This window comes from Motilibacter peucedani (assembly GCF_003634695.1).
Lineage (GTDB): Bacteria > Actinomycetota > Actinomycetes > Motilibacterales > Motilibacteraceae > Motilibacter > Motilibacter peucedani.
The window spans coordinates 412,784-432,728 of the sequence record NZ_RBWV01000012.1 but is presented as its reverse complement, the minus strand read 5'-3'; the positions used below and the strand labels follow the sequence as shown (position 1 = coordinate 432,728).

Below are 19,945 nucleotides of genomic sequence, written 5' to 3'. Positions count from 1 at the left end.
CTGCGCGCGGCGGGGTGGCGGGCCACGGTCATCGCCTCGGGCGACACCGTCACCGCAGCATGGGGCCGGCTGGGCGCCGGGCTCGGCGCCGGTGCGGGGTCGGCAGGCCTGCGTACGTCTGGAGGAGCTGCATGAGGGACCGGCTGGTGCTCGTGGTCGCCGAGACGGTCGCGCTGCTGTGCGCGGCCACCTCGCTGTGGCCGGTCTACGACTCGCGCGCCTGGATGGTGCCGGTCGCCTTCACGGTCGTGCTGGTCATCGCCGCGGCCGAGCTGCTGCGACGCGCAGGCCTCCCCCGCGTCCTCGTGCCGCTCGGCTCGCTCGCCGTGCTGCTGGTCTGGCTGGTCGCCTACCGCGCCCGCGACGCCGCTCCGTTCGGGCTGCTGCCCTCGGCCGGCGCCCTGCGCGCGCTCGGCGACGTGCTGCAGAGCGGCGTCTCCGACGTCGACAACTACGCCGCACCCGTACCCGTCACGCCCGGCTTCGCGCTGCTGGCGGTCGGCGGGCTCGGGCTCGTCGCTGTGGCGATCGACGTGGTGACGGTGACCCTGCGTCGTCCTGCGGCCGCGGGGCTCGTGCTGCTCGCCGTCTACGCCGTCCCGGGGGCCGTCTCGAGCGCCGGCGTCCCGTGGTGGGCGTTCCTGCTCGGCGCGGCGTCCTACCTCGGCCTCCTGCTCGCGGAGTCCCGCGACCGCGTGGGCCGGTGGGGGCGTCTGCTCGGCGGGCCGCGCACCCAGTCGGCCAACCCGCTCTCCGTCGTCGGCCGCCGGGTCGGCGGCACCGCGCTGGCCCTGGCCGTGGTCGCCCCCGTGGCCGTGCCCGGGCTCGACGGACACGCGCTGCGCTTCGGCGGCGGCGGACCCAGCGCCAACGGCCGCATCGGCACCGGCGACCCGCTCGTCAACCTCTCGCGCGACCTCGGCTCGCGCCAGAAGGTCAAGGTCTTCACGGTCTCGGTCCCCCGGCCGCCGACCGGCGCCACCTTCGTCGACCAGGGCGCGTCGCCCTACATGCGCACCGAGGTCTTCAGCTCCTTCACCGGCACGACGTGGAAGCACGACCCACGCGGCGAGGCCGACTCGACCAGCCGCGACGGCACGCTGTTCCCGTCCGGCTGGGTCGTCGCGGCCGGCGAGGAGCGCAAGATCCAGGTGTCGACCACCAAGGCCTACCGCTCGCGCTACCTGCCGCTGCCCTACGCGCCCAAGGTCGTCAGCGGGCTCGACGGCACGTGGGCCGGCAACGACGAGCTCCACGAGGTCGTCGGTCAGGGCGGGCAGACCTCGGCCGACATGGACTACGAGGTCACCCAGGTCGAGCCCGACCCCGACGCCGACGACCTGCTCAAGGTGCAGGCGGCCGAGCCGGGGAAGGCGGGCCAGCCGTCGCGCCGCTACGTCGACACGGCCGGGCTCGGCGACCTGGGCTACGTCCAGGAGGCGCTCGACGAGGCCGTGGGCCCAGCGGCCTCGCGCGACGAGCGTCCCTACGCCGAGGCGCTCGCGCTCCAGGACTGGTTCCACAACCCCTCGCGCGCGGGCTTCGCCTACGACGAGCACGCGCCGACGCCGGGCAACCAGGAGACGCTGCTCCAGTCGTTCCTCCGGAACCGCAGCGGCTTCTGCGTCCACTACGCGACGGCCATGGTGCTGCTCTCGCGCGCCCTGGGCATCCCCGCACGGCTCGCCATCGGCTACCTCCCGGGCGACGGCGTCACCGGCAGCGACAACAAGACGACCTACGAGATCACCACGCTGCTCGCGCACGCCTGGCCCGAGCTGTGGTTCGAGGGCTACGGCTGGCTGCGGTTCGAGCCGACGCCCCGCAACGACGGCGTGAGCACCGACACACCCGGCTACGCCACCGCCGCGAACGCGAAGGAGCTCGAGGACGCCGCCAAGGCCTCGAGCGCCGAGCCGTCCAGCTCGGCGACCTCGGCCTCGTCGACGGCCAGCGCCAAGGACCGCGACCCGGGCCTCGCCAGCGCGGCAGCCGCGAGCGGCGGTCCGGGCGGGTCCTCCTCCGACTACTCGACGCCGGTGCGGGCCGGTGTCGTCCTCCTCGCCGTCCTGGCCCTCTGGCTGCTGCCGGTGCTCGCCCGCCGCCGCCTGCGCGGTCGCCGCCTGGGCGCCGGTGCCACCGCCGCGGGGGTCGGCGCCGCCTGGGACGAGGTCGCCGACACGGCCCTCGACCTCGGGCTCGGCCGGCGCAGCGGTGCGCAGACACCCCGCCAGTACGCTGCCCAGCTCGCCCGCGCGTCCGGCCTGCCGCTCACCGAGGTCGGGCCCCTCGCCCGGCTGCTCACCGCCTACGAGCGGGCCCGCTTCGCCGCCCGCGGCGCCGCGATGCCCGACGTCAGCGCCGACGCGCGCGCGGTGTCCCGCGCCCTGCTCGACTCCGCGCAGGCCACCGACCGGTTCCGCGCCCGCTGGGTGCCGCGCTCGACGTGGTCGTCGGTGCGGGCGGCGGTGGGGCGCACGTGGTCGAGCGCTGCCGGCACGGTCAGCGACTCAGCAGCGCGCCTGCGGCCGCGGCAGCTGTTCCGCCTGCGGGGGTAGGGCTCCATCCGCTCCACGCGGTGCCCGGCGCGGGCCGCGGGCTCGGTCACCTCGCGGTCCGGTCGTCAGCTCCTCCCGCCGGGCGGTGGCGCCCGGCGGTCGGGCGGTGACGCGCTGGGCGGTAGCACCTGCGGGCCGGCTCTAGCACCTCGGCTGCCGCCGACCCGCAGCTGCTACCGCTCGTCCGCACCGCGTCCGGCGAGGCCGGCGGGCAGGCCGCGCCAGCACGTACGACGACGGCCGCACCCCGGGTGGGGTGCGGCCGTCGTGGTGTCGAGCCGGAGCTAGAAGCCGTTGCCCTCGCGGCGGCGGTTCCAGCGGTCCTCGATGCGCTGCATGATCGGGCGGCTGCCGCGCGGACCGCGTCCGCGGGGGCCGGAGGGGGCGCGTCCCGGCGCAGCGGGGGTCGCGCCGTCGGGGCCGGGGATCTGGCGCCAGCTGTGGACCGCGAGCAGCGCCGACAGGATCATCAGGATCGAGCCGAGCACGCCCAGCGCGATGACCTTGGTGATGACGCCGGTGAGCAGCAGGGCGATGCCGACGAAGACGCCCACGGCAGCCTTGAGGACACGCCGGCGGTGCATCCGGCGCAAGTCGCTGCCGCGCAGAGCCGAAGCGAACTTCGGATCCTCCGCGTACAGCGCGCGCTCCATCTGCTCGAGCAGTCGTTGCTCGTGGTCAGAGAGCGGCACGGTGTCCTCCTCCACGCCTACTCCGCCATCGCGGCGGTGCTACCAGGATAGGTGGGGTTCGCGCAGTGGGAAACCCACAACCCCAACTGTGACCTACTCGTGCGCAGGTACCCGCGCCGGGCCGTCGGTGAACGCCCCTGCAGGCGCGCCGGCGGGGCGGCGTCCAGCCGTCGGCGAGGAGGCGTCAGGCGGGCCGCCCGGCGCGGGTGGACGGGTCCTGGCGGGTGCGGACGAAGGGGTGGTCGCGGGCGGAGGCGTCGTCGCGGCCGCCGCGGTCGTCCGGCTCGCCCGAGGTGGTGCGGACCAGGGTCGCGGGGCGTACGGCGCCGCTGCCGAACCGCGCGGCCGCCCGGTCGGCCGCCCGCTCGGCGTCGCGCCAGCCGGTCGCCCGCTCGTCGAGCGCGAGCTGGCGGGGAGTGCGCTCGAGCTCGGCGAGGCCCTCGACGCGTACGCCGACCAGCCGGATGCGGGCGCGCTGCAGCCCCAGCCCGTCGAAGAGCCCCCGGGCGGTCGCGTAGATCTCCTGCGCCACGTCGGTCGACTCGCGCAGCGTGCGCGACCGGGTGATCGTGGTGAAGTCGGAGAACCGCACCTTGACCACGACGGTGCGGCCGACGTGGCCGGCGAGCCGCAGGCGCTCGGCGGTGCGCTGCGAGAGCCGGAGCAGCTCGCGGTGGATCGCGCGCGGGTCGTCGACGTCGCGGGAGAACGTCTCCTCGGCGCCGGTGCTGCGCTCGGGCTCGAGCGGGGTCACGCGCCGGGAGTCGCGGCCCCAGGCCATCGCGTGCAGCGCGGCACCCGCACCCGGCCCGAGCGCACGGCGCAGCGTGTGGGCAGGCACGTGCGCGAGGTCGCCGACCGTACGCAGCCCCAGCCGTCCGAGCACCTCGGCGGTCTTCTCGCCGACCCCCCACAGCGCCGAGACCGGAAGCGGGTGCAGGAACGCGAGCACGCTGTCGGCGGGCACGACGAGCAGGCCGTCGGGCTTGGAGGCGGTCGAGGCGAGCTTGGCGACCAGCTTGCTCGGCGCCACCCCGACCGAGCAGGTGATGCCCTGCTCGTCGGCGACGCGGTCGCGCAGGAGCTGGGCGATCCGGGCCGGGCGGCCCAGCCGGCGCACCGCGCCGCCCACGTCGAGGAACGCCTCGTCGAGCGAGAGCGGCTCGACCAGCGGGGTGACCGTGCGGAACAGCTCCATCACCCCGGCCGAGACGCGGGTGTAGGCCTCGAAGTCGGGCGCCAGGAACGTCGCCTGCGGGCAGAGGCGGCGCGCCCGGGTGGTGGGCATCGCCGAGCGCACGCCGTAGGCCCGCGCCTCGTAGGTGGCCGAGAGCACCACCCCGCGGGTGCCGTTGCCGCCGACCACGACCGGGGTGCCCTGCAGCTCGGGGCGCTCGCGCAGCGACACCGACGCGTAGAACGCGTCCATGTCGACGTGCAGCAGGGTGCAGCCGCTGTCGTCGGCGGTCGGCTCGAGCACGGCGCTCACCGGGGACCTCGCCCGGGGCAGCACGGGTCAGGGCGCACGCCTCGGGCTCCGGCGCCCGGAGGCGCGGGCTCAGCCCAGCGTGGCGAGCACGTGCAGCTGGGTCGCGACCGCCTGGAACGCAGGCTCCGCGGCAGCGGCGGCCTCGAGCGCGAGCAGCGCGTCGACCGCACCGGGCTCGCCGTCGACGAGCGCACCGGGCACGAGGTCGGCGAAGACCCGGACGCCGTGGACCGCCGCGACCGCGAACCCGGCGTCGCCGAGCAGCTGCTCGAGCTGGGTGCGGGTGAAGCGGCGGGGCACGGGGTCGCGCTCGCCCCAGCGGCCGGACGGGTCGTCGAGGGCGTGGCGCGCCTCGGCGAAGCGCCCGGCGACGGCGCGCGAGAGGACGACGGCGGAGCGGTTGGCGGCGAGCAGGCTGAGCGAGCCGCCGGGGCGCAGGCAGCGGGCCACCGCGCCCAGCGCCTCGACCGGGTCGTCGACGAACTCGAGCACACCGTGGCAGAGGACGAGGTCGGCGGCAGCGGGCTCGACCACCTCGAGCAGGCCCGCGACGTCGCCCTGCACGGCCCGGACGCTGCCCCGGACGGGTCGGCCCTCGGCCTCGACGTCGGCGAGGCGGCGCTCGAGAGCGGCCAGCGCGTCAGGGCTCGGGTCGACCACGGTGATGTCGTGGCCCAGCTCGGCCAGCGGGACGGCGAAGCCGCCGGTGCCGCCACCGGCGTCGACGACCGAGAGCGGGCGCCCGCCCGCGAGGACGCCGCGCAGCACGTCCCAGACGACGGCCGTGCGGACTCGGCTGCGGTCGGGGCGGGCGCGCTGCGGGTCCGGCACGGCTCCGACCCTAGTGGAGCGGCCGTCCGCCGGCAGCGGGCCGTCGGCAGGGCCTCCGTCGGCAGGGACGTCGGCGGCAGGGACGACGGCAGGGACGACGGCGGCAGGGTGGTGGTCATCCGCCCGCGCTCCCGGGGCTCGAGTGCCACAGCTTGCGCGGGGCGCTCCTCGCGTCGTCGCCGGCCGGCGCGATGTCGGCGTAGGGCGACTGGCGGAAGCCGCTCGGGTGGACGAGCACGCGGTCGGTGACCCGGGTGCGCATCCCGCCCGCCCCCGACCCGGCGCTGTCGTCGCGCGGCTCGTAGACCTGCGCGCTCGAGCCCACCGGCGGGCTGACCAGCACCGGGCGGCTCGACCGGCTGGCCGCCGCGCCGGCGACGGCCTGCTCGCTGACCACCGCAGGCGCGTTGAGCAGCTCCTCGACCGCGGGCATGCCGCCCGTCTCCCACGCCGCGAACAGCCGGGGCAGTTCCCAGCAGCCGGTGGCGCGCAGCGAGATGCCGCGCGGCCCGGTGCGCCGGGTCTCGCCCCGGACGACCAGCAGCCACGAGTGGAACAGCGTGGTGGCGTAGCCGATCTGCGCGTCCTCGAAGAACGTCGCGTCGACCGGGCCGGTGGAGTCGTCGAGCGTCACGAAGATCACCCGGCGGCCCGACCGGACCGGAGGGGTCTGGGTGGCCACCTTGACCCCGGCGACCAGCACCTCGGCCCCCGAGCGGCGGCGCAGCAGGTCGGGCGAGCGGGTGGTGCCGAGCGCGTCGAGCAGCGGGGCGTAGAAGTCGACCACGTGGCGGCTGACGTCGAGCCCGAGCACCTCGAGCTCGGCGCGCACGCGCTCGGCCGCGGTCATCTCGGGCAGCCCGCTGCTCAGCGCCGTGTCGGGCGCGTCGCCGAGGTCGAGGGCGAGCTGCACGGACTGCTCGCCCGCCGTGGCGCCGCGCGAGCGGGGCGCCTGCGACTGGCGGGCCGCCCGGGCGGCGGCGTCGCCGAGGTCGTCGGCCCAGCCGCCGCGGCCCGCCCGCTCGGGCCACCCGTCCTTCGGGCGGTCGAGCCGACCGTCCGGCCGCTCGACCTGCCGGCCGCTCCCCTGGCCCGCCGCGGCGTCGGCCGGCCGGGTGCGCCCCGGTCCCCCGGCGGAGCGGCCGGTGCCTGCGGAGCGCCGGCCGCCGGCGCGTCCCCCACCGCCCGAGGACGTCGAGCGCGTCCAGCGGTCGAGGTCGGCCACCTGGAGCAGGAGGTCGCGGCGGGTGACCGCGCCCCGCCGGCGCACGGGCGCGGGCGCGCCGATGCCGTAGAGCGAGTCGAAGGCGCCGGCGACCACCAGCCGCTCGACCACCGGGCGCGAGACGCGGGCGCGGTGCCAGAAGTCGGCGAGGGTCGCGTAGGGCCGGCCGGCCACGACGCGGGCGACCTCGGCGTCGGAGATGCCCTTGACGTCGTCGAGCCCGAGCCGGATGCCGTAGGCGCGGCCGTCGGGCAGGCCCTCCTCGGGAGCCGGCCGGGGCGGCGCGCCGAGGATCGCGGGCGGCGGCTCGTCGAGGACGCCGACGCGCTCGACGCGGTACTCGGGGTCGGAGGCGTTGACGTCGAGCGGCAGCACCGCGATGCCGAACTGGCGGGCGTCGTCGAGGATCAGCCGCTTGGGGTACATGCCGGGGTCGTGGGTGAGCACGCCGGCGAGGAAGGCGGCGGGGTGGTGGGCCTTGAGCCACGCCGACTGGTAGGTGGGCAGGGCGAAGGCGGCGGCGTGGGCCTTGCAGAAGCCGAACGACGCGAAGGCGACCAGCACCTCCCACACCCGCTCGACGTCGTGCTCGGAGTAGCCCCGGGCCAGCGCTGTCGGCCGGAACCACGCCTCGACCTCCGGCTTGCCCACGGGGTCGCCGAGCGCGCGGCGCACCTCGTCGGCGTAGGCGAGCGAGCACCCGGTGAAGGTCGCGACGATCTCGAGGACCTGCTCGTGGAAGACGACGACGCCCGAGGTCGGCTCGAGGACGGGGCGCAGGTCCTCGTGCAGGTAGCTCGCACCGGTCCAGCCGTGCCGCGCCTGGAGGAAGGGGGTGACCATGTCGCTCTTGACCGGGCCCGGCCGGAACAGCGAGATGTCGATGACGAGGTCGGCGAAGGTCTCGGGCGCGAACTTGCCGACGAGCTCGCGCTGGCCGGGCGACTCGATCTGGAAGCAGCCCAGCGTGCGCGAGGACTGCACCAGCCGGAAGGTCGCCGGGTCGTCGAGGGGCACCTGGAGCTGGTCGTCGATGTCGACGTGGACCCCGTCGACCCGGGCCACCTCCTCCAGCGCGTGCGACATCGCCGACTGCATGCGGATGCCGAGCACGTCGAGCTTGAGCAGCCCGAGGTCCTCGACGTCGTCCTTGTCGAACTGGCTCATGGGGAAGCCCAGCCAGCTGGACTCGACGGGCGTGCGGTCGAGCAGCGTGGCGTCGGAGAGCAGCACGCCGCACGGGTGCAGCGCGATGTGGCGCGGCAGGCCGTCGAGGCGCTCGACGAGCCCGAGCAGCAGGTCGAGCCGACCGGCGTCGAGCCCGCTGGCGCGCAGCTCGGGGAGCTCCTCCATGGCGAGCCGCGCGTCGCGGGCCCGGATGTGCGGGAAGGCCTTGGCCAGCATGTCGACCTCGGTCGGCGGCATCCCGAGCGCGGCGCCGACGTCGCGGATCGCGTGGCGCACGCGGTAGGTGTCGGTCATCGAGACGCAGGCCACGCGCTCGGCGCCGAAGCGGGCCAGGACGCGCTCGTAGACCTCGGTGCGCCGGGCCGACTCGACGTCGATGTCGATGTCGGGCAGCTGGGCGCGCAGCGGCGAGAGGAACCGCTCCATGAGCAGGCCGTGGCGCAGCGGGTCGACCCCCGAGATGCCGAGCAGGTAGTTGACCAGCGAGCCGGCTCCCGACCCGCGGGCCGCGCACCGCACCCCCATCTCGCGGACGAGGTCGACGACGTCGGCGACGGTGAGGAAGTAGGAGGCGAAGCCCAGCGTGGCGATGACGCCGAGCTCGTCGTCGAGCCGGCGCCGGGCCTCGAGGCGGCCCAGCTCGGAGCCCTGGTCCATACGGCGCCGGACGAGCCCGGCCTCGCACCGGGCGGCGAGCACGGCGTTGGCGTCCTGCTGGGCGGACTCGCGGACCGTCCCCAGTGGGAGCCCGCCCCGGTCGAGCACGTCGAGCTCGGGCAGGTGGACGACCCCGAGGCCGAGGTCGGTCTTGGGGTCGAGGGCGCACTGGTCGGCGATGCGGCGCGTCGCCCGGAGCAGCTCTCCGCCGGTCTCGTCGGCCGCGCCGGCCAGCCGGGCGACCTCGGCGGCGACCACCGCCATCTCGCGCCCGCTCTTGAGGAAGCCCTCGGCGTTGGCCCGGTCGACCGAGCGCTCGCTCAGCGGCACGAGCCGGCGGGCCGCGTCGAGCACGTCGGCGACCGGGGCGTCGGACCGGTCGAGGCAGCGCACGGCGTTGGTGAGCACCGCGGGCACCCGCTCCTCTGCGGCCAGTGCGTAGAGCCGGGCGGCCCGCACGCTGTCGCCCGGGCCGCGGTGGGACACCACCTCGGTGACCAGCGCGCCCGCGGGGAGCGCGGCGCGCCAGCGCTGCACCAGCTCGCGGGCCAGGTCGTCGCGCCGGGCCTCGAGCGCCCGCGCCACCTCGGAGGCCGCGCCCAGCAGGACGACGAGCTCGCCGTCGGCGGCGTGCTCGGCCAGCAGCTCGAGGGTCGTCACGGGCCGGCCGCGCTCGCCGCGCAGGTGGGTGGCCGAGACCAGCCGGCACAGCGCGCGCCAGCCCAGGCCGCCGCCGGCCCGCGCGAGGACCACGGCCCGCGGGTGCCTCGGGTCGACCTCGGCGCCGCCGCGGGCAGGGGTGCGCCGGGCGGCGCCGCCCGCCGCGGCCCCGGGCTCGGGCAGCAGGCCGCTCGGCTCGACGGCCAGGTCGACGCCGAGCACCGGGCGCAGCCCCGCCGACCGGCAGGCCTTGGCGAAGCGCACCGCGCCGTAGGTGCCGTCGCGGTCGGTGAGCGCGAGGGTGTCCATGCCGTGCTCGGCGGCGCGCTCGACGAGCAGGTGCGGGTGGCTGGTGCCGTGCCGCAGCGAGTAGCCGGACGCGACGTGCAGGTGGACGAACGGGTCGCTGCCGACGGCGCTCACTCGACCCCCAGGGAGCGCTCGACGACCTGCAGGAAGGTGCGGGAGTCGCGGACCAGGTCGTCGGCGTCGCGCTCGGAGACGCTGCGCCGCAGCCCGGCCTCGGCCGCGGCCCGCTTGGCCGCACCCGCGGCGAAGAAGGCGGCCCACTCCTGCAGCTCGGGCGCCACGCCGGCCAGCAGGTCCCAGGCGGTGCGCACGCGGCGGCGGCCGTCGGGGCGGGCGCGGACGGCGAGCACCGCGGCGGCCGCCCGCAGCGCCGAGCGGTGGGCGGCGGCGTAGCGGTCGGTGGGTGCCGGCGCGCGCACGGCCTCGTCGAGGTCGCGGTGCGCCGAGCCGAGCAGGTCGAGGGCGCCGCCGGGCAGCGGGGCGGCGGAGCGCAGGGCAGTGGTGGTCATCGCTGCTCAGTCCAGGGCCCGGGTGAGCCGCCACGCACCGGCAGCGGGGTCGTGGGACAGGTCGAAGACGCCGGTGCCCTGCGCGCGCCCGGCGCTGGCCTCGACCCGCCACACCTGCCGCTCGCCGTCGTCGGCGACCGCGCGCGGCAGGACCGCTGCGGCCCGCCCGCCTGCCGGCACGCCGGACGACCCGCTGGACGGCACGCCGGACGGCACGGGCTCCGCGTCGGAGAGGCCGTGGACGACCTGCGCCGACGGGGCGCGCCACCAGGCACCGGTCTCCACCCAGTGGGCGAGCACGTCGCGGACGACGTAGAGCCGCCCGCGCCACAGGAACTGCTGGGGCTGCTGCAGCTCGGGGTCGTGCAGGTCACCCGCCCGCACGTCCACCGGGTCGTCGTAGCGTCGCACTCCGCGCCTCCTCGATCGTCCTGCCGGTCTGTCCGCAGCCCGACCCGGACCTGGCCGAGCAGCACGCGGGCAGCGCGCGGCGGGGCTGGGCAGGGTCGGCGTGCCGAGGGGAAGGCAGCACGTCGTGGAGGTGCGCGGCCCGGCTGGAGCGCTTCCCCACGCCCAGCCGACCCGCGGCACCACCGCCTGGTGCCGGCGGCGCGGGGGTCGAGGTCCCACGCCGCCAGCACCAGGCTGTTCGAACGAGTGTTCGAACAGTTCGAGAGTAGACCGGTGCACGGGCCCGGCGCAACGGGTCCCCTCCACCCCTGTGGAGCGCCCGCGGGACCACCGCACCACCGCCAGTCGGACGATCATGAGGTTGTCAGCGCGGCACGCCGGCGTGTCGCCTGAGAACCCCATGACCATCGCGAGCGGGGGGCGAGCAGGCCCGGCGCGCGGGTGCAGGGGCGCGGGGCGGCAAGTAGGGTCGCGAGGGCGATGGAGAGCACCCCCACGACCAGCCCGAGCCCGACCAGCACGACCCCCCTGGTCACGCTGCACGTGTGGGGCGTACGGCCGGCGGCGGTGGGCGGCGCGCTGGCGGCGATGGCGCTCGACCGGCGGCGGCTGCACCGCGTACCCGGCCTGCGCTTCGCCAAGCTGCTGGGCACCGGGTCGGGCCGCACGTTCGGGCTGCGCGACGCCGACCTCACGCACTGGGCGCTGCTCGCCGCCTGGGACGGCCCCGACGCGGCCCGGGCGTTCGAGCGCGGCAGCCTGCACGCCGGCTGGGCCCGGCGCAGCACCGAGGTCCTGCACCTCGACCTGCGCCCGCTGGCCAGCCGCGGGCGCTGGGCGGGGCTGGAGCCGTTCGGCGACCCCGAGCCCGTGCGAGGCCACCAGGGCCCTGTCGCGGCGCTGACGCGGGCGCGGCTGCGCCCCCGCACGCTGGCCCGCTTCTGGCGCTCGGTGCCCCCGGTCTCGGCCGACCTGCACCGCTCCCCCGGACTGCGCCTGGCGCTCGGCATCGGCGAGGCGCCCGTCGGGCTCCAGGGCACTTTCTCGGTCTGGGACTCCGCCGCCGACCTGACCGCCTTCGCCCACCGCGGCGCCGCGCACCAGCAGGCGGTGCGGCGGACGGCCGAGCTGCAGTGGTACTCCGAGGAGCTGTTCGCGCGCTTCGAGGTCCTCGACGCCGGCGGCACCCACGCCGGCACGAGCCCGTGACCGTGCAGCGCGCGCTCCCCGCCGCGACCCGGCTGCCCTGGACGCTGCTCCCCGCGGCGGCCGTGGTGCTGCTCCAGGTCGCCTACCCGCTGACCCCCGAGGGCACCGCGCAGGACCGGCTGACCGTGGCGACGGTGTGCGTCTTCTTCGCCGCGGTGCTCGCCGACGCGGCGGTGCAGCGGGGGGCGCGCTGGGCCGCGACGTACGCAGCGACGACGCTCGCCGTCGGCCTCGGCGCCGAGGCGGTCGGCGTGGCCACCGGCTACCCGTTCGGCGACTACTCCTACGCCGGGTCGCTGGGGCCCAAGCTGCTCGACGTGCCCCTGGTCATCCCGCTGGCGTGGGCGATGTTCGCCTACCCGGCGCTGGTCGTGGGGCGCCGCGTCGGCACGACGAGGGCCGGCCGGGTGGGCGCCGCGACGCTCGCGCTGGCGAGCTGGGACCTGTTCCTCGACCCGCAGATGGTCGACGCCGGCCACTGGACCTGGGTGCACCCCGACCCCGCGCTGCCGGGCGTCCCGGGCATCCCGGTGACGAACGTCGCCGGCTGGCTGCTCGTCGCGGCGGTGCTGATGGCGCTGCTCGACCGGCTGCTGCCGGACGCCCGGCGGACCCACGGCCCCGTCGACGAGCTGGTGCCGGCCGTGCTCTTCCTCTGGACGTGGGTCGGCTCGACCCTGGCCGCTGCGGCGTTCTTCGGCCGCCCGAGCGTCGCGCTGGTCGGCGGGGTCGTCATGGGCCTGGTCGCGGTGCCGTTCGTGCGCAGCCTGGTGCGGGACGCCCGGTGAGCAGGCTGGTGCGCGCCGGCGCCATGCTCGCGTCGCTCGGCACCGCGCACACCGCCTACAACCTGCGCCGCCTCCCGCGCCCGCCGGCGGAGCCCGCTCCGCTGGCCGAGCGGGTCTCGGTGCTGCTGCCGCTGCGCGACGAGGAGCACCGGGCCCGCCCCTGCCTCGAGGCGCTGCGCGAGGTCGTCCGCGCCGACCCACGGGTCGAGGTGCTCGTGCTCGACGACGGCTCCTCCGACGGCACCGCCGCGCTCGCCGCCGAGGTGCTCGGGCCCGTCGGCCGGGTCGTCAGCGGGCGCCCGCTGCCGGCCGGCTGGCTGGGCAAGCCGTGGGCGTGCGCCCAGCTGGCCGAGCTGGCCGACCCGGCCTCGAGCGCGCTGGTCTTCGTCGACGCCGACGTCGTGCTCGCCCCCCACGCGGTGCGCGCCACCGTGCAGCTGCTGCGCGAGCGCGGCCTCGCACTGGTCTCGCCCTATCCGCGGCAGCTGTGCGCGTCGCCGGCCGAGCGGCTGGTGCAGCCGCTGCTGCAGTGGTCGTGGGCGACCACGCTGCCGCTGGGGCTGGCCGAGCGGAGCACCCGGCCCTCGCTCGCGGCCGCCAACGGCCAGCTGCTCTGCGTCGACCGCGCGGCCTACGACCGGTGCGGCGGGCACGCAGGCGTACGCCGTGAGGTGCTCGAGGACCTCGCCCTGCTGCGCGCGGTCAAGCGCAGCGGCGGCCGCGGCGGCGTCGCCGACGGCACGACGCTCGCGACCTGCCGGATGTACACCGGCTGGGGCGAGCTGCGCGAGGGCTACACCAAGTCGCTGTGGGCGGCGTTCGGCTCTCCCGCCGGCACCGCGGCGGTGACAGGGGCGCTCGCCCTCGCGTACGTCGTGCCGCCGGCCGCTGCCCTGCGCGGCTCTCGCGCGGGGCTGGCCGGCTACGCCGCCGCGGTCGCGGGGAGGGTGCTCGTCGCGCGCCGCACGGGCGGCCGGCAGCTCGACGCGCTCGCGCACCCGGCGTCGGTGGCCGTCTTCAGCTGGCTGGCGGTGCGCTCGTGGCTCGGCCGGCGGGCCGGCACGCTGGCGTGGAAGGGCCGCCCGTTGGGGTGACGCCCGGCAGGGTGACGTCCCGGCGCGCCGCGCGCGCACGACCTCGGACGAGTGGCTGGATGGGCCGAACGGGTGGTGTCGGTGCATCCGGGACATCCCCAGCCGTACGCTGGGTAAGCGAGGCAGCACACACCGTTCGGTCCACGGGGGTCTGAACTCGACGTACGAGGAGCCTGCGGCCATGCCCACGAGCGCAACGAGCGCCAGCAGCACGGGCACCGACACGCCGGAGCCCGAGCTGCTGATGCTGGTCCTCCAGCAGATGGTGGACGTGGCCCTGCTGCCGCTGCCGCCCGACCAGGCGCTGGTGGAGCTGGTGACCCGGTTCCGCGACACCCTCGGCGGCGACGCCGCGACGCTCTACCTGGTCGAGGGCGGCGAGCTGGTCGCCCACGCCAGCGTCGGCTTCCGCGACAGCAAGCCCGGTCTCGAGCGCATCGCGATGGGCGCCGGGATCCTGGGCGGCGTCGCCGAGAGCCGGCAGGCCCGGATCATCCCCGACCTGCTGGCCTCGCGGCAGCGCCAGCCGCTGGCCGCCCAGGACGCGCCGCTGCGCAGCCTGCTGCTGGCGCCGCTGGTGCTGGGTGGCGCGGTCACCGGGGTCGTGCAGGTCTCCGCCTACGAGCCGAACCGCTTCGTCGTCGACGACCTGCAGCTCATGCGCCTGGTCGCCGACCGGGTGGCGCTGGCCGTCGACCAGTTCCGCAGCCGTGAGCGCGAGCAGCGCGCCGCGGAGGCGCTGCGCGAGTCCGAGCAGCGCATCCGCGCGGTGTTCGAGTCGGCCGCCGACGGCATCCTCACCGTGCTCGAGGACGGCACGATCGAGACGGCCAACCCGATGGCCGAGCGGATGTTCGGCTTCGGGCCCGGCGAGCTGGTCGGCTTCGAGCTCGGCCGGCTGCTGCCCAGCGACTCGGACGACACCCCTGCCCCGGTCGAGGCCGCGACCGAGCCGGAGGACCCGGCGCTGCTCGGACGCGGCCACGACGTGACGGCCCGGCGCCGCGACGGCAGCACGTTCCCCGCCGAGGTCAGCGTCACCACCGTCGACGTGCCCGGCCGGCGGCTGAGCTGCGCGATGGTGCGCGACACGACCGAGCGCACCGAGCTCGCCCGCAAGCTGACCTACCTCTCGCGCCACGACACGCTCACGGGGCTCGGCAACCGCGCGCTGCTCGACGACCGGCTCAGCCACGCCCTCGCCCGCGTCGGGCGCCACCGCAGCCGCGTCGGCGTGCTGCTGTGCGACCTCGACCACTTCAAGTCGGTCAACGACAGCCTGGGCCACGGCGCGGGCGACACCCTGCTCGTCACCATCGCGAGCCGGCTGCGCGACGCCGTGCGCCCCGAGGACACGATCGTGCGCCTGGGCGGCGACGAGTTCGTCATCCTGTGCGAGGACGTGCCCGACGCCGACGCCGTCTTCCGGCTCGCCGCGCGCATCGTCGAGGGCGTGCGCCAGCCGGTGACCATCTCGGGCACCGAGGTGTTCCCCACCGTCAGCGTCGGCGTCGCGGTCAACCGCGAGTCCGGCAGCGACCTGAGCGCGGAGGCGCTGATCGGCGACGCCGACCTCGCGCTCTACGCCGCCAAGGACGCCGGCCGCGGGCGGGCGGTGCTCTTCGACGAGCGGATGCGCGAGCGGGCCCGCGGGCGGATGCGGCTGCGCGCCGAGCTGCACCGGGCGCTGGAGCGCCACGAGATCGTCGTGCACTACCAGCCGCTGGTCGACCTGCGCACCGGCGCGATGGTCGCGGCCGAGGCGCTGATGCGCTGGCAGCACCCCACGATGGGGCTCCTGGCGCCCGACGACTTCCTGCCGCTCGCGCAGGACTCCGACCTGATCATCGAGCTCGACGAGCACGTCGCCCGGCAGGCCTGCACCGACATCGGCGTGCTCGGGCGCGCCCTCGGCCGGGGGCTCGGCGCGTGGGTCAACTACTCCGCCCGCACGCTGGCCTCGCCCACCCTGTGCAAGGTGACCGAGTCGGCACGCTCCGACGCCGGTCTAGCGCCGGAGGACCTGACGGTCGAGGTCACCGAGAACGCGCTGCTCGAGGACCTCGCCACCACCGGCCGGGCGCTGCAGGAGCTGCGCCGCCAGCACGTACGCCTCGCGATCGACGACTTCGGCGCCGGCCACACGGCGCTGACCTACCTGACCCGGCTGCCGGTCTCGGCGGTCAAGCTCGACCGCAGCTTCACCCAGGCGATCGACACCAGCCCGGTCGACCGGGCGGTGGTGCGCTCGGTCGCCGACCTGGCGCGGGCGCTGGGCCTGGTGACGGTCGCCGAGGGCGTGGAGACGGGCTCGCAGCTCAACCTGGCCGCCGCGAGCGGCTGCCACCTGGGCCAGGGCTACCTGCTCTCGCGGCCGGCGGAGTACGGGTCGCTGATCGACCTGGCGCACCGCCCGGCGATCGACCTGCGGGAGGTCGCACTGCGCTGAGAGGCGCCGGGGTCGCACTGCGCTGGACTCCCGCGGCACCTAGGCTCGCGGGCGTGGCCAGGGTCGTCGTGGTGGGTGCAGGGATGGGCGGCCTGGCCGCGGCGGCGCGGCTCGGGGCGCTCGGCCACTCGGTCGTCGTGTGCGAGCAGTCGGAGCGCGCGGGCGGCAAGGTCGGCACGGTCTCGCGCGACGGCTTCACCTTCGACACCGGGCCCTCGCTGCTGACGCTGCCGGCGGCCTACCGCGACCTGTTCCTCAAGACGGGCGGCCCGCTGGAGGACGAGGTCGAGCTGCAGCCCGTCGACCCGGTCTTCACCTACCGCTTCCCCGACGGCACCCGGCTGCGGATGCCGAACGCCTCGCGCGCCGCGGTGCGGCAGGCGGTCGGCGAGTCGCTCGGCGAGCAGGCGGCCGACGACTGGGAGGCCCTCATCGCCCACGCCGCGCGCGTGTGGGAGGCGACCCGCGGGCCCTTCCTGGAGGCGCCGCTGACCGCGCGCGACATGGTGCGCCTCTCGCGCGACCTGCGGGCGCTGCGCACCGTCGCGCCGTGGCGCTCGCTGCGCACCGTGGGCACCCGACGCCTGCACGACCCGCGCCTGCGCATGGTGCTCGACCGCTACGCCACCTACACCGGGTCCGACCCGCGGCGCGCGCCGGCGGCTCTGTGCGTGATCCCGTTCATGGAGCAGGCCTTCGGCGCCTGGCACGTACGCGGTGGCATCCGCCGCCTCGCCGACGCGGTCTGCGCGCGCGCCGTCCAGACCGGTGCCGAGCTGCGCCTCGGCACCGAGGTGCGCCGGGTCCTCGTCGAGGGCGGACGCGCCGCGGGGGTGGAGCTGGCCGACGGGAGCCGCGTCGACGCCGACGTCGTCGTCGCGGGATCGGACGCCCGCGAGCTCTACGGCCACCTGCTCGCGCCCGACGTCGCGGCCGCTCCGCTGCGCCGCCTGCGCCGGGCCGAGCCGTCGCTGTCGGGCTTCGTGCTGCTGCTGGCGCTGGAGGGCCGGACGCCCGGGCTCACCCACCACACGGTGCTGTTCCCCGCCGACTACGACGACGAGTTCGACTCCGTCTTCGGCGGCCGCGTCCCCGCCGACCCGACGGTCTACGTCAGCGCGGCCGACGACCCGGCGCTGCGCCCGGACGACGACAGCGAGGCGTGGTTCGTGCTGGTCAACGCGCCGCGCCACGAGCCGGGCACCGGCACCGACTGGGACGCGCCGGGCTTCGCCGACGCCTACGCCGACTCGGTGCTCGAGATCCTGGCCCGGCGCGGGCTCGACGTGCGCGACCGGTTGCGCTGGCGCGTGGTGCGCACGCCGGCCGACCTGGAGCGCGAGACCCGATCGCCCGGCGGCGCGATCTACGGCACGTCGTCGAACGGCCCGCGCGCCGCCTTCCTGCGCCCGGCCAACCGCTCCCCCGTGCCGGGACTCTTCCTGGTCGGCGGGTCGTCGCACCCCGGGGGCGGGCTCCCGCTCGTCGCCCTGTCGGCGGCGATCGTCGCCGAGATGGTCGGCAAGGCCGAGCGGCGCCCCCGGGCCTCCTAGGCGGGCTGTCCGACGACGTCGTCCGCGCCGGCGTCGTGCGACGCCGAGAGCCCGGTCGCGATGGCCGAGAGCAGGGCGGGCACGTCGTGTCGGGGCAGGACCGCGTGCACGAGCACCGCACGCCCGGGGGTCGCTCCGGCCGTGCCCAGCGCGGCCGCCAGCTCGGCCCGGGTGCCCGCGGGCAGCACGAGCGGCGGGTGCGCGCCCCCCAGCGCGGTGGCGAGCGAGCCCCAGTCCCAGTCGGTGATGTCGTGGTAGGTCGCCTGCGGGCTGCGGATCGCGCGCTCGACGGTGTAGCCGCCGTTGTCGATCAGCACGACGACCGGGCGCAGCCCGCGCTGCAGCACCGTGGCGAGCTCCTGCACCGTCAGCTGCGCCGCACCGTCGCCGATGACCAGCACCGGGCGCCGGGTCGGGTCGGCCAGAGCGGCGCCGAGCAGCGCCGGCAGCGTGTAGCCGATCGAGGCCCAGATCGGCTGCCCGACCAGCTCGGTGCCGCGGGGCAGGGCGAGCTCCGCGGCGCCGAAGTAGGCGGTGCCCGCGTCGGCCAGCAGCGGGGTGCCGGCCGGCAGCCACGACTGCAGCGTCGCCCAGAGCCCCGCCTGGTCGAGCGGGCGGTCGGCCTCCTCGTGCGGCGCCACCAGGTCGGCGAGCAGCTCGAGGCTGTCGGCGAGGTCGACGTCGGCGACGCGCAGGTCGCCGACGCGCGCCTCGCGCAGTCCGAGCACCACAGCGCTGGACTCGTCGAGCTCGGCGCTGAACATCCCGGTCGAGAGGTCGCTGAGCACCGCACCGGCGAGCACGAGCAGCGGCGCGTGCTCGACCGCGCGGCGGGTCGCCTTGTCCGCGGTCAGGGCGCCGACGTAGGTGCCGGCGCTCGAGCGGTGGTCCTCGTCGAGCAGCCCCTTGGCACCCAGCAGAGTCGCCACGGTGACGCCTGCGTCGGCGAGCCGCCGGACGACCTGGCCCAGCCCGCGCCGGCGGACCAGGTGTCCGGCGAGCAGGGTGACCGGCGCGCCGCCGGCCAGCCGGGAGCGCAGCGCCTCGCCGAGCAGGGCGAGCGCGTGCGGGTCGCTGGCGGGCCGCGCCAGCGGCTGCTGCAGCCGCGCCGCCGGCACCGGGAGCGCGGTCAGGTCGCTCGGCACGCTCAGGTAGACCGGGCGCAGCTCGCGCAGCGCGCTCGTGAGCAGCCGGTCGACCTGCTCGGCCGCGCTCGCCTCCTCCAGCACCTCCGCGGCGGCGGTCACCTCGGCGTACGCACGGGCGAAGTGCCCGAGGTCGCCGTCGACGAGCGAGTGGTGCACCAGCGAGCCGCCGCGCGCCGCGCCGCGCGGCGGCGCACCGGTCACCTGCACGAGCGGGACGCTCTCGGCGTACGCGCCGGCGACGCCGTTGAGCGCCGACAGCTCACCCACGCCGTAGGTCGTCACCAGGGCACCGAAGCCGCGCAGGCGGGCGTAGCCGTCGGCGGCGTACGCGGCGTTGAGCTCGTTGGTCGTGCCGACCCACTCGAGGCCGGTGCCCTCGAGCATCCCGTCGAGCAGGCCCATGCTGAAGTCGCCGGGCAGGCCGAAGACGTGGTCGACGCCGAGCTGGCGCAGCCGCCGTGCGAGGTAGGCCGCGAGCGGGAGGGTGGCCGCGCCGGCCGAGCGGTCGGAGGTGTCGTCCATGCGCGTCATCGAGCCATGCGGTGGTCGAGGTGGTCAACCATCGCCGCCGAAGTGGCGCAGAATGGTCACTCCCTTGCCCGTCCGTGCACCCCGGAGGCACACCGTGGCCACGCTCGACGACACCGACCGGCGCATCCTGCTCGCCCTCGACGCCGACCCGCGGGTACCGGTGCTGCTGCTGGCCGAGCGCCTCGGGCTCGCGCGCCGCACGGTGCAGACCCGGCTCTCGCGGCTCCACGACGAGGGGCTGCTGCGCCCGCACAGCGACCGCGTCGCCCCGGCGAGCCTGGGCTACGCGGTGGGCGCGTTCGTCGAGGCCGACGTCGACCAGGCCCACCTCGGCGCCGTGGTGGCGGGGCTGCGGGCCATCCCCGAGGTGCTGGAGGTCGCGGCGACGACCGGCGACCACGACGTCATGGTGCGCGTGGTCGCACGCGACCCCGACGACCTCTACCGCGTCGGTCAGCGCATCCTCGCGTGCCCCGGGATCCGGCGGACGACGACCGCCGTGGTGCTGCGCGACCTGGTCCCCTACCGCACGACGGGGCTGCTCGGCACCGGCCGCGCGAGGTCCGGCGAGGCCCCGACCGGCAAGTAGTGTGGGTGGAGCCGTTGCTCCAGCCGAGCCGCCCCCAGCCGAGAAGGACACCGCC

14 protein-coding genes are annotated in these 19,945 nt (G+C 76.7%); 7 read left to right on the top strand and 7 right to left on the bottom strand.

All coding sequences use genetic code 11. The features are described 5' to 3' along the window. Positions 1 to 131: 131 nt before the first annotated feature. Positions 132 to 2,558 (top strand): DUF3488 and transglutaminase-like domain-containing protein, encoded by a 2,427-nt coding sequence (locus CLV35_RS12870; protein ID WP_121193865.1) that lies wholly within the window; start codon positions 132 to 134, stop codon positions 2,556 to 2,558. A 284-nt stretch (positions 2,559 to 2,842) separates the two neighbouring features. Here the strand turns inward: CLV35_RS12870 and CLV35_RS12865 are convergent, their stop codons facing one another. From CLV35_RS12865 to CLV35_RS12840, 6 genes are all read right to left on the bottom strand, one after another. Next, the gene (locus CLV35_RS12865) at positions 2,843 to 3,250 is read right to left on the bottom strand and encodes a DUF3040 domain-containing protein (protein WP_121193945.1); all 408 of its coding nucleotides are present in this window, start codon (positions 3,248 to 3,250) and stop codon (positions 2,843 to 2,845) included. Positions 3,251 to 3,434: 184 nt separating this feature from the next. After that, on the bottom strand, positions 3,435 to 4,679 hold the full coding sequence (gene dinB, locus CLV35_RS12860) for a DNA polymerase IV (RefSeq protein WP_121193944.1): 1,245 nt from the start codon (positions 4,677 to 4,679) through the stop codon (positions 3,435 to 3,437). A 129-nt stretch (positions 4,680 to 4,808) separates the two neighbouring features. Further along, positions 4,809 to 5,570, bottom strand: coding sequence for a methyltransferase domain-containing protein (locus CLV35_RS12855; protein WP_121193864.1), 762 nt, complete (start codon positions 5,568 to 5,570; stop codon positions 4,809 to 4,811). 115 nt (positions 5,571 to 5,685) lie between these two features. Then, a complete protein-coding gene (locus CLV35_RS12850) occupies positions 5,686 to 9,723 on the bottom strand; it encodes a DNA polymerase III subunit alpha (protein WP_121193863.1) in 4,038 nt (1,345 codons plus the stop codon). Then, on the bottom strand, positions 9,720 to 10,118 hold the full coding sequence (locus CLV35_RS12845; RefSeq protein ID WP_121193862.1) for an SAV_6107 family HEPN domain-containing protein: 399 nt from the start codon (positions 10,116 to 10,118) through the stop codon (positions 9,720 to 9,722). The genes CLV35_RS12850 and CLV35_RS12845 overlap by 4 nt, the downstream gene beginning before the upstream one ends. A gap of 6 nt (positions 10,119 to 10,124) precedes the next feature. Continuing rightward, the gene (locus CLV35_RS12840) at positions 10,125 to 10,529 is read right to left on the bottom strand and encodes a DUF6504 family protein (RefSeq protein ID WP_121193861.1); all 405 of its coding nucleotides are present in this window, start codon (positions 10,527 to 10,529) and stop codon (positions 10,125 to 10,127) included. A 480-nt stretch (positions 10,530 to 11,009) separates the two neighbouring features. On the opposite strand from CLV35_RS12840, the gene CLV35_RS12835 reads away from it, so the two are divergent. From CLV35_RS12835 to CLV35_RS12815, 5 genes are all read left to right on the top strand, one after another. Continuing rightward, positions 11,010 to 11,738 (top strand): monooxygenase, encoded by a 729-nt coding sequence (locus tag CLV35_RS12835; RefSeq protein WP_121193860.1) that lies wholly within the window; start codon positions 11,010 to 11,012, stop codon positions 11,736 to 11,738. Next, positions 11,735 to 12,526 (top strand): carotenoid biosynthesis protein, encoded by a 792-nt coding sequence (locus CLV35_RS12830; RefSeq protein WP_231121771.1) that lies wholly within the window; start codon positions 11,735 to 11,737, stop codon positions 12,524 to 12,526. The genes CLV35_RS12835 and CLV35_RS12830 overlap by 4 nt, the downstream gene beginning before the upstream one ends. Before the next feature lie 23 nt (positions 12,527 to 12,549). After that, positions 12,550 to 13,620, top strand: a complete 1,071-nt coding sequence (locus tag CLV35_RS12825) for a glycosyltransferase (RefSeq protein ID WP_121193942.1) — start codon at positions 12,550 to 12,552, stop codon at positions 13,618 to 13,620. Positions 13,621 to 13,801: 181 nt separating this feature from the next. Further along, complete coding sequence (locus CLV35_RS12820) at positions 13,802 to 16,069, top strand: putative bifunctional diguanylate cyclase/phosphodiesterase (protein ID WP_121193859.1); 2,268 nt, start codon at positions 13,802 to 13,804, stop codon at positions 16,067 to 16,069. A gap of 53 nt (positions 16,070 to 16,122) precedes the next feature. Beyond that, positions 16,123 to 17,622, top strand: coding sequence for a phytoene desaturase family protein (locus CLV35_RS12815; protein WP_121193858.1), 1,500 nt, complete (start codon positions 16,123 to 16,125; stop codon positions 17,620 to 17,622). Here CLV35_RS12815 and CLV35_RS12810 read toward each other — a convergent pair. Further along, the gene (locus CLV35_RS12810) at positions 17,619 to 19,292 is read right to left on the bottom strand and encodes an alpha-keto acid decarboxylase family protein (RefSeq protein ID WP_121193857.1); all 1,674 of its coding nucleotides are present in this window, start codon (positions 19,290 to 19,292) and stop codon (positions 17,619 to 17,621) included. The two genes, CLV35_RS12815 and CLV35_RS12810, sit on opposite strands and share 4 nt — an antisense overlap. Before the next feature lie 103 nt (positions 19,293 to 19,395). Between CLV35_RS12810 and CLV35_RS12805 the strand changes: the two genes are divergently transcribed. After that, on the top strand, positions 19,396 to 19,890 hold the full coding sequence (locus tag CLV35_RS12805) for an Lrp/AsnC family transcriptional regulator (protein WP_231121769.1): 495 nt from the start codon (positions 19,396 to 19,398) through the stop codon (positions 19,888 to 19,890). Positions 19,891 to 19,945 lie beyond the last annotated feature (55 nt).

What these genes read in the sequence shown, in the direction of transcription:
- CLV35_RS12835 (WP_121193860.1), top strand. Translation starts at nt 11,010, where the DNA reads ATGGAGAGCACCCCCACGACCAGCCCGAGCCCGACCAGCACGACCCCC.
- CLV35_RS12845 (WP_121193862.1), bottom strand. Translation starts at nt 10,118, where the DNA reads ATGACCACCACTGCCCTGCGCTCCGCCGCCCCGCTGCCCGGCGGCGCC.
- dinB (WP_121193944.1), bottom strand. Translation starts at nt 4,679, where the DNA reads ATGGACGCGTTCTACGCGTCGGTGTCGCTGCGCGAGCGCCCCGAGCTG.
- CLV35_RS12810 (WP_121193857.1), bottom strand. Translation starts at nt 19,292, where the DNA reads ATGGACGACACCTCCGACCGCTCGGCCGGCGCGGCCACCCTCCCGCTC.
- CLV35_RS12820 (WP_121193859.1), top strand. Translation starts at nt 13,802, where the DNA reads ATGCCCACGAGCGCAACGAGCGCCAGCAGCACGGGCACCGACACGCCG.
- CLV35_RS12825 (WP_121193942.1), top strand. Translation starts at nt 12,550, where the DNA reads ATGCTCGCGTCGCTCGGCACCGCGCACACCGCCTACAACCTGCGCCGC.
- CLV35_RS12870 (WP_121193865.1), top strand. Translation starts at nt 132, where the DNA reads ATGAGGGACCGGCTGGTGCTCGTGGTCGCCGAGACGGTCGCGCTGCTG.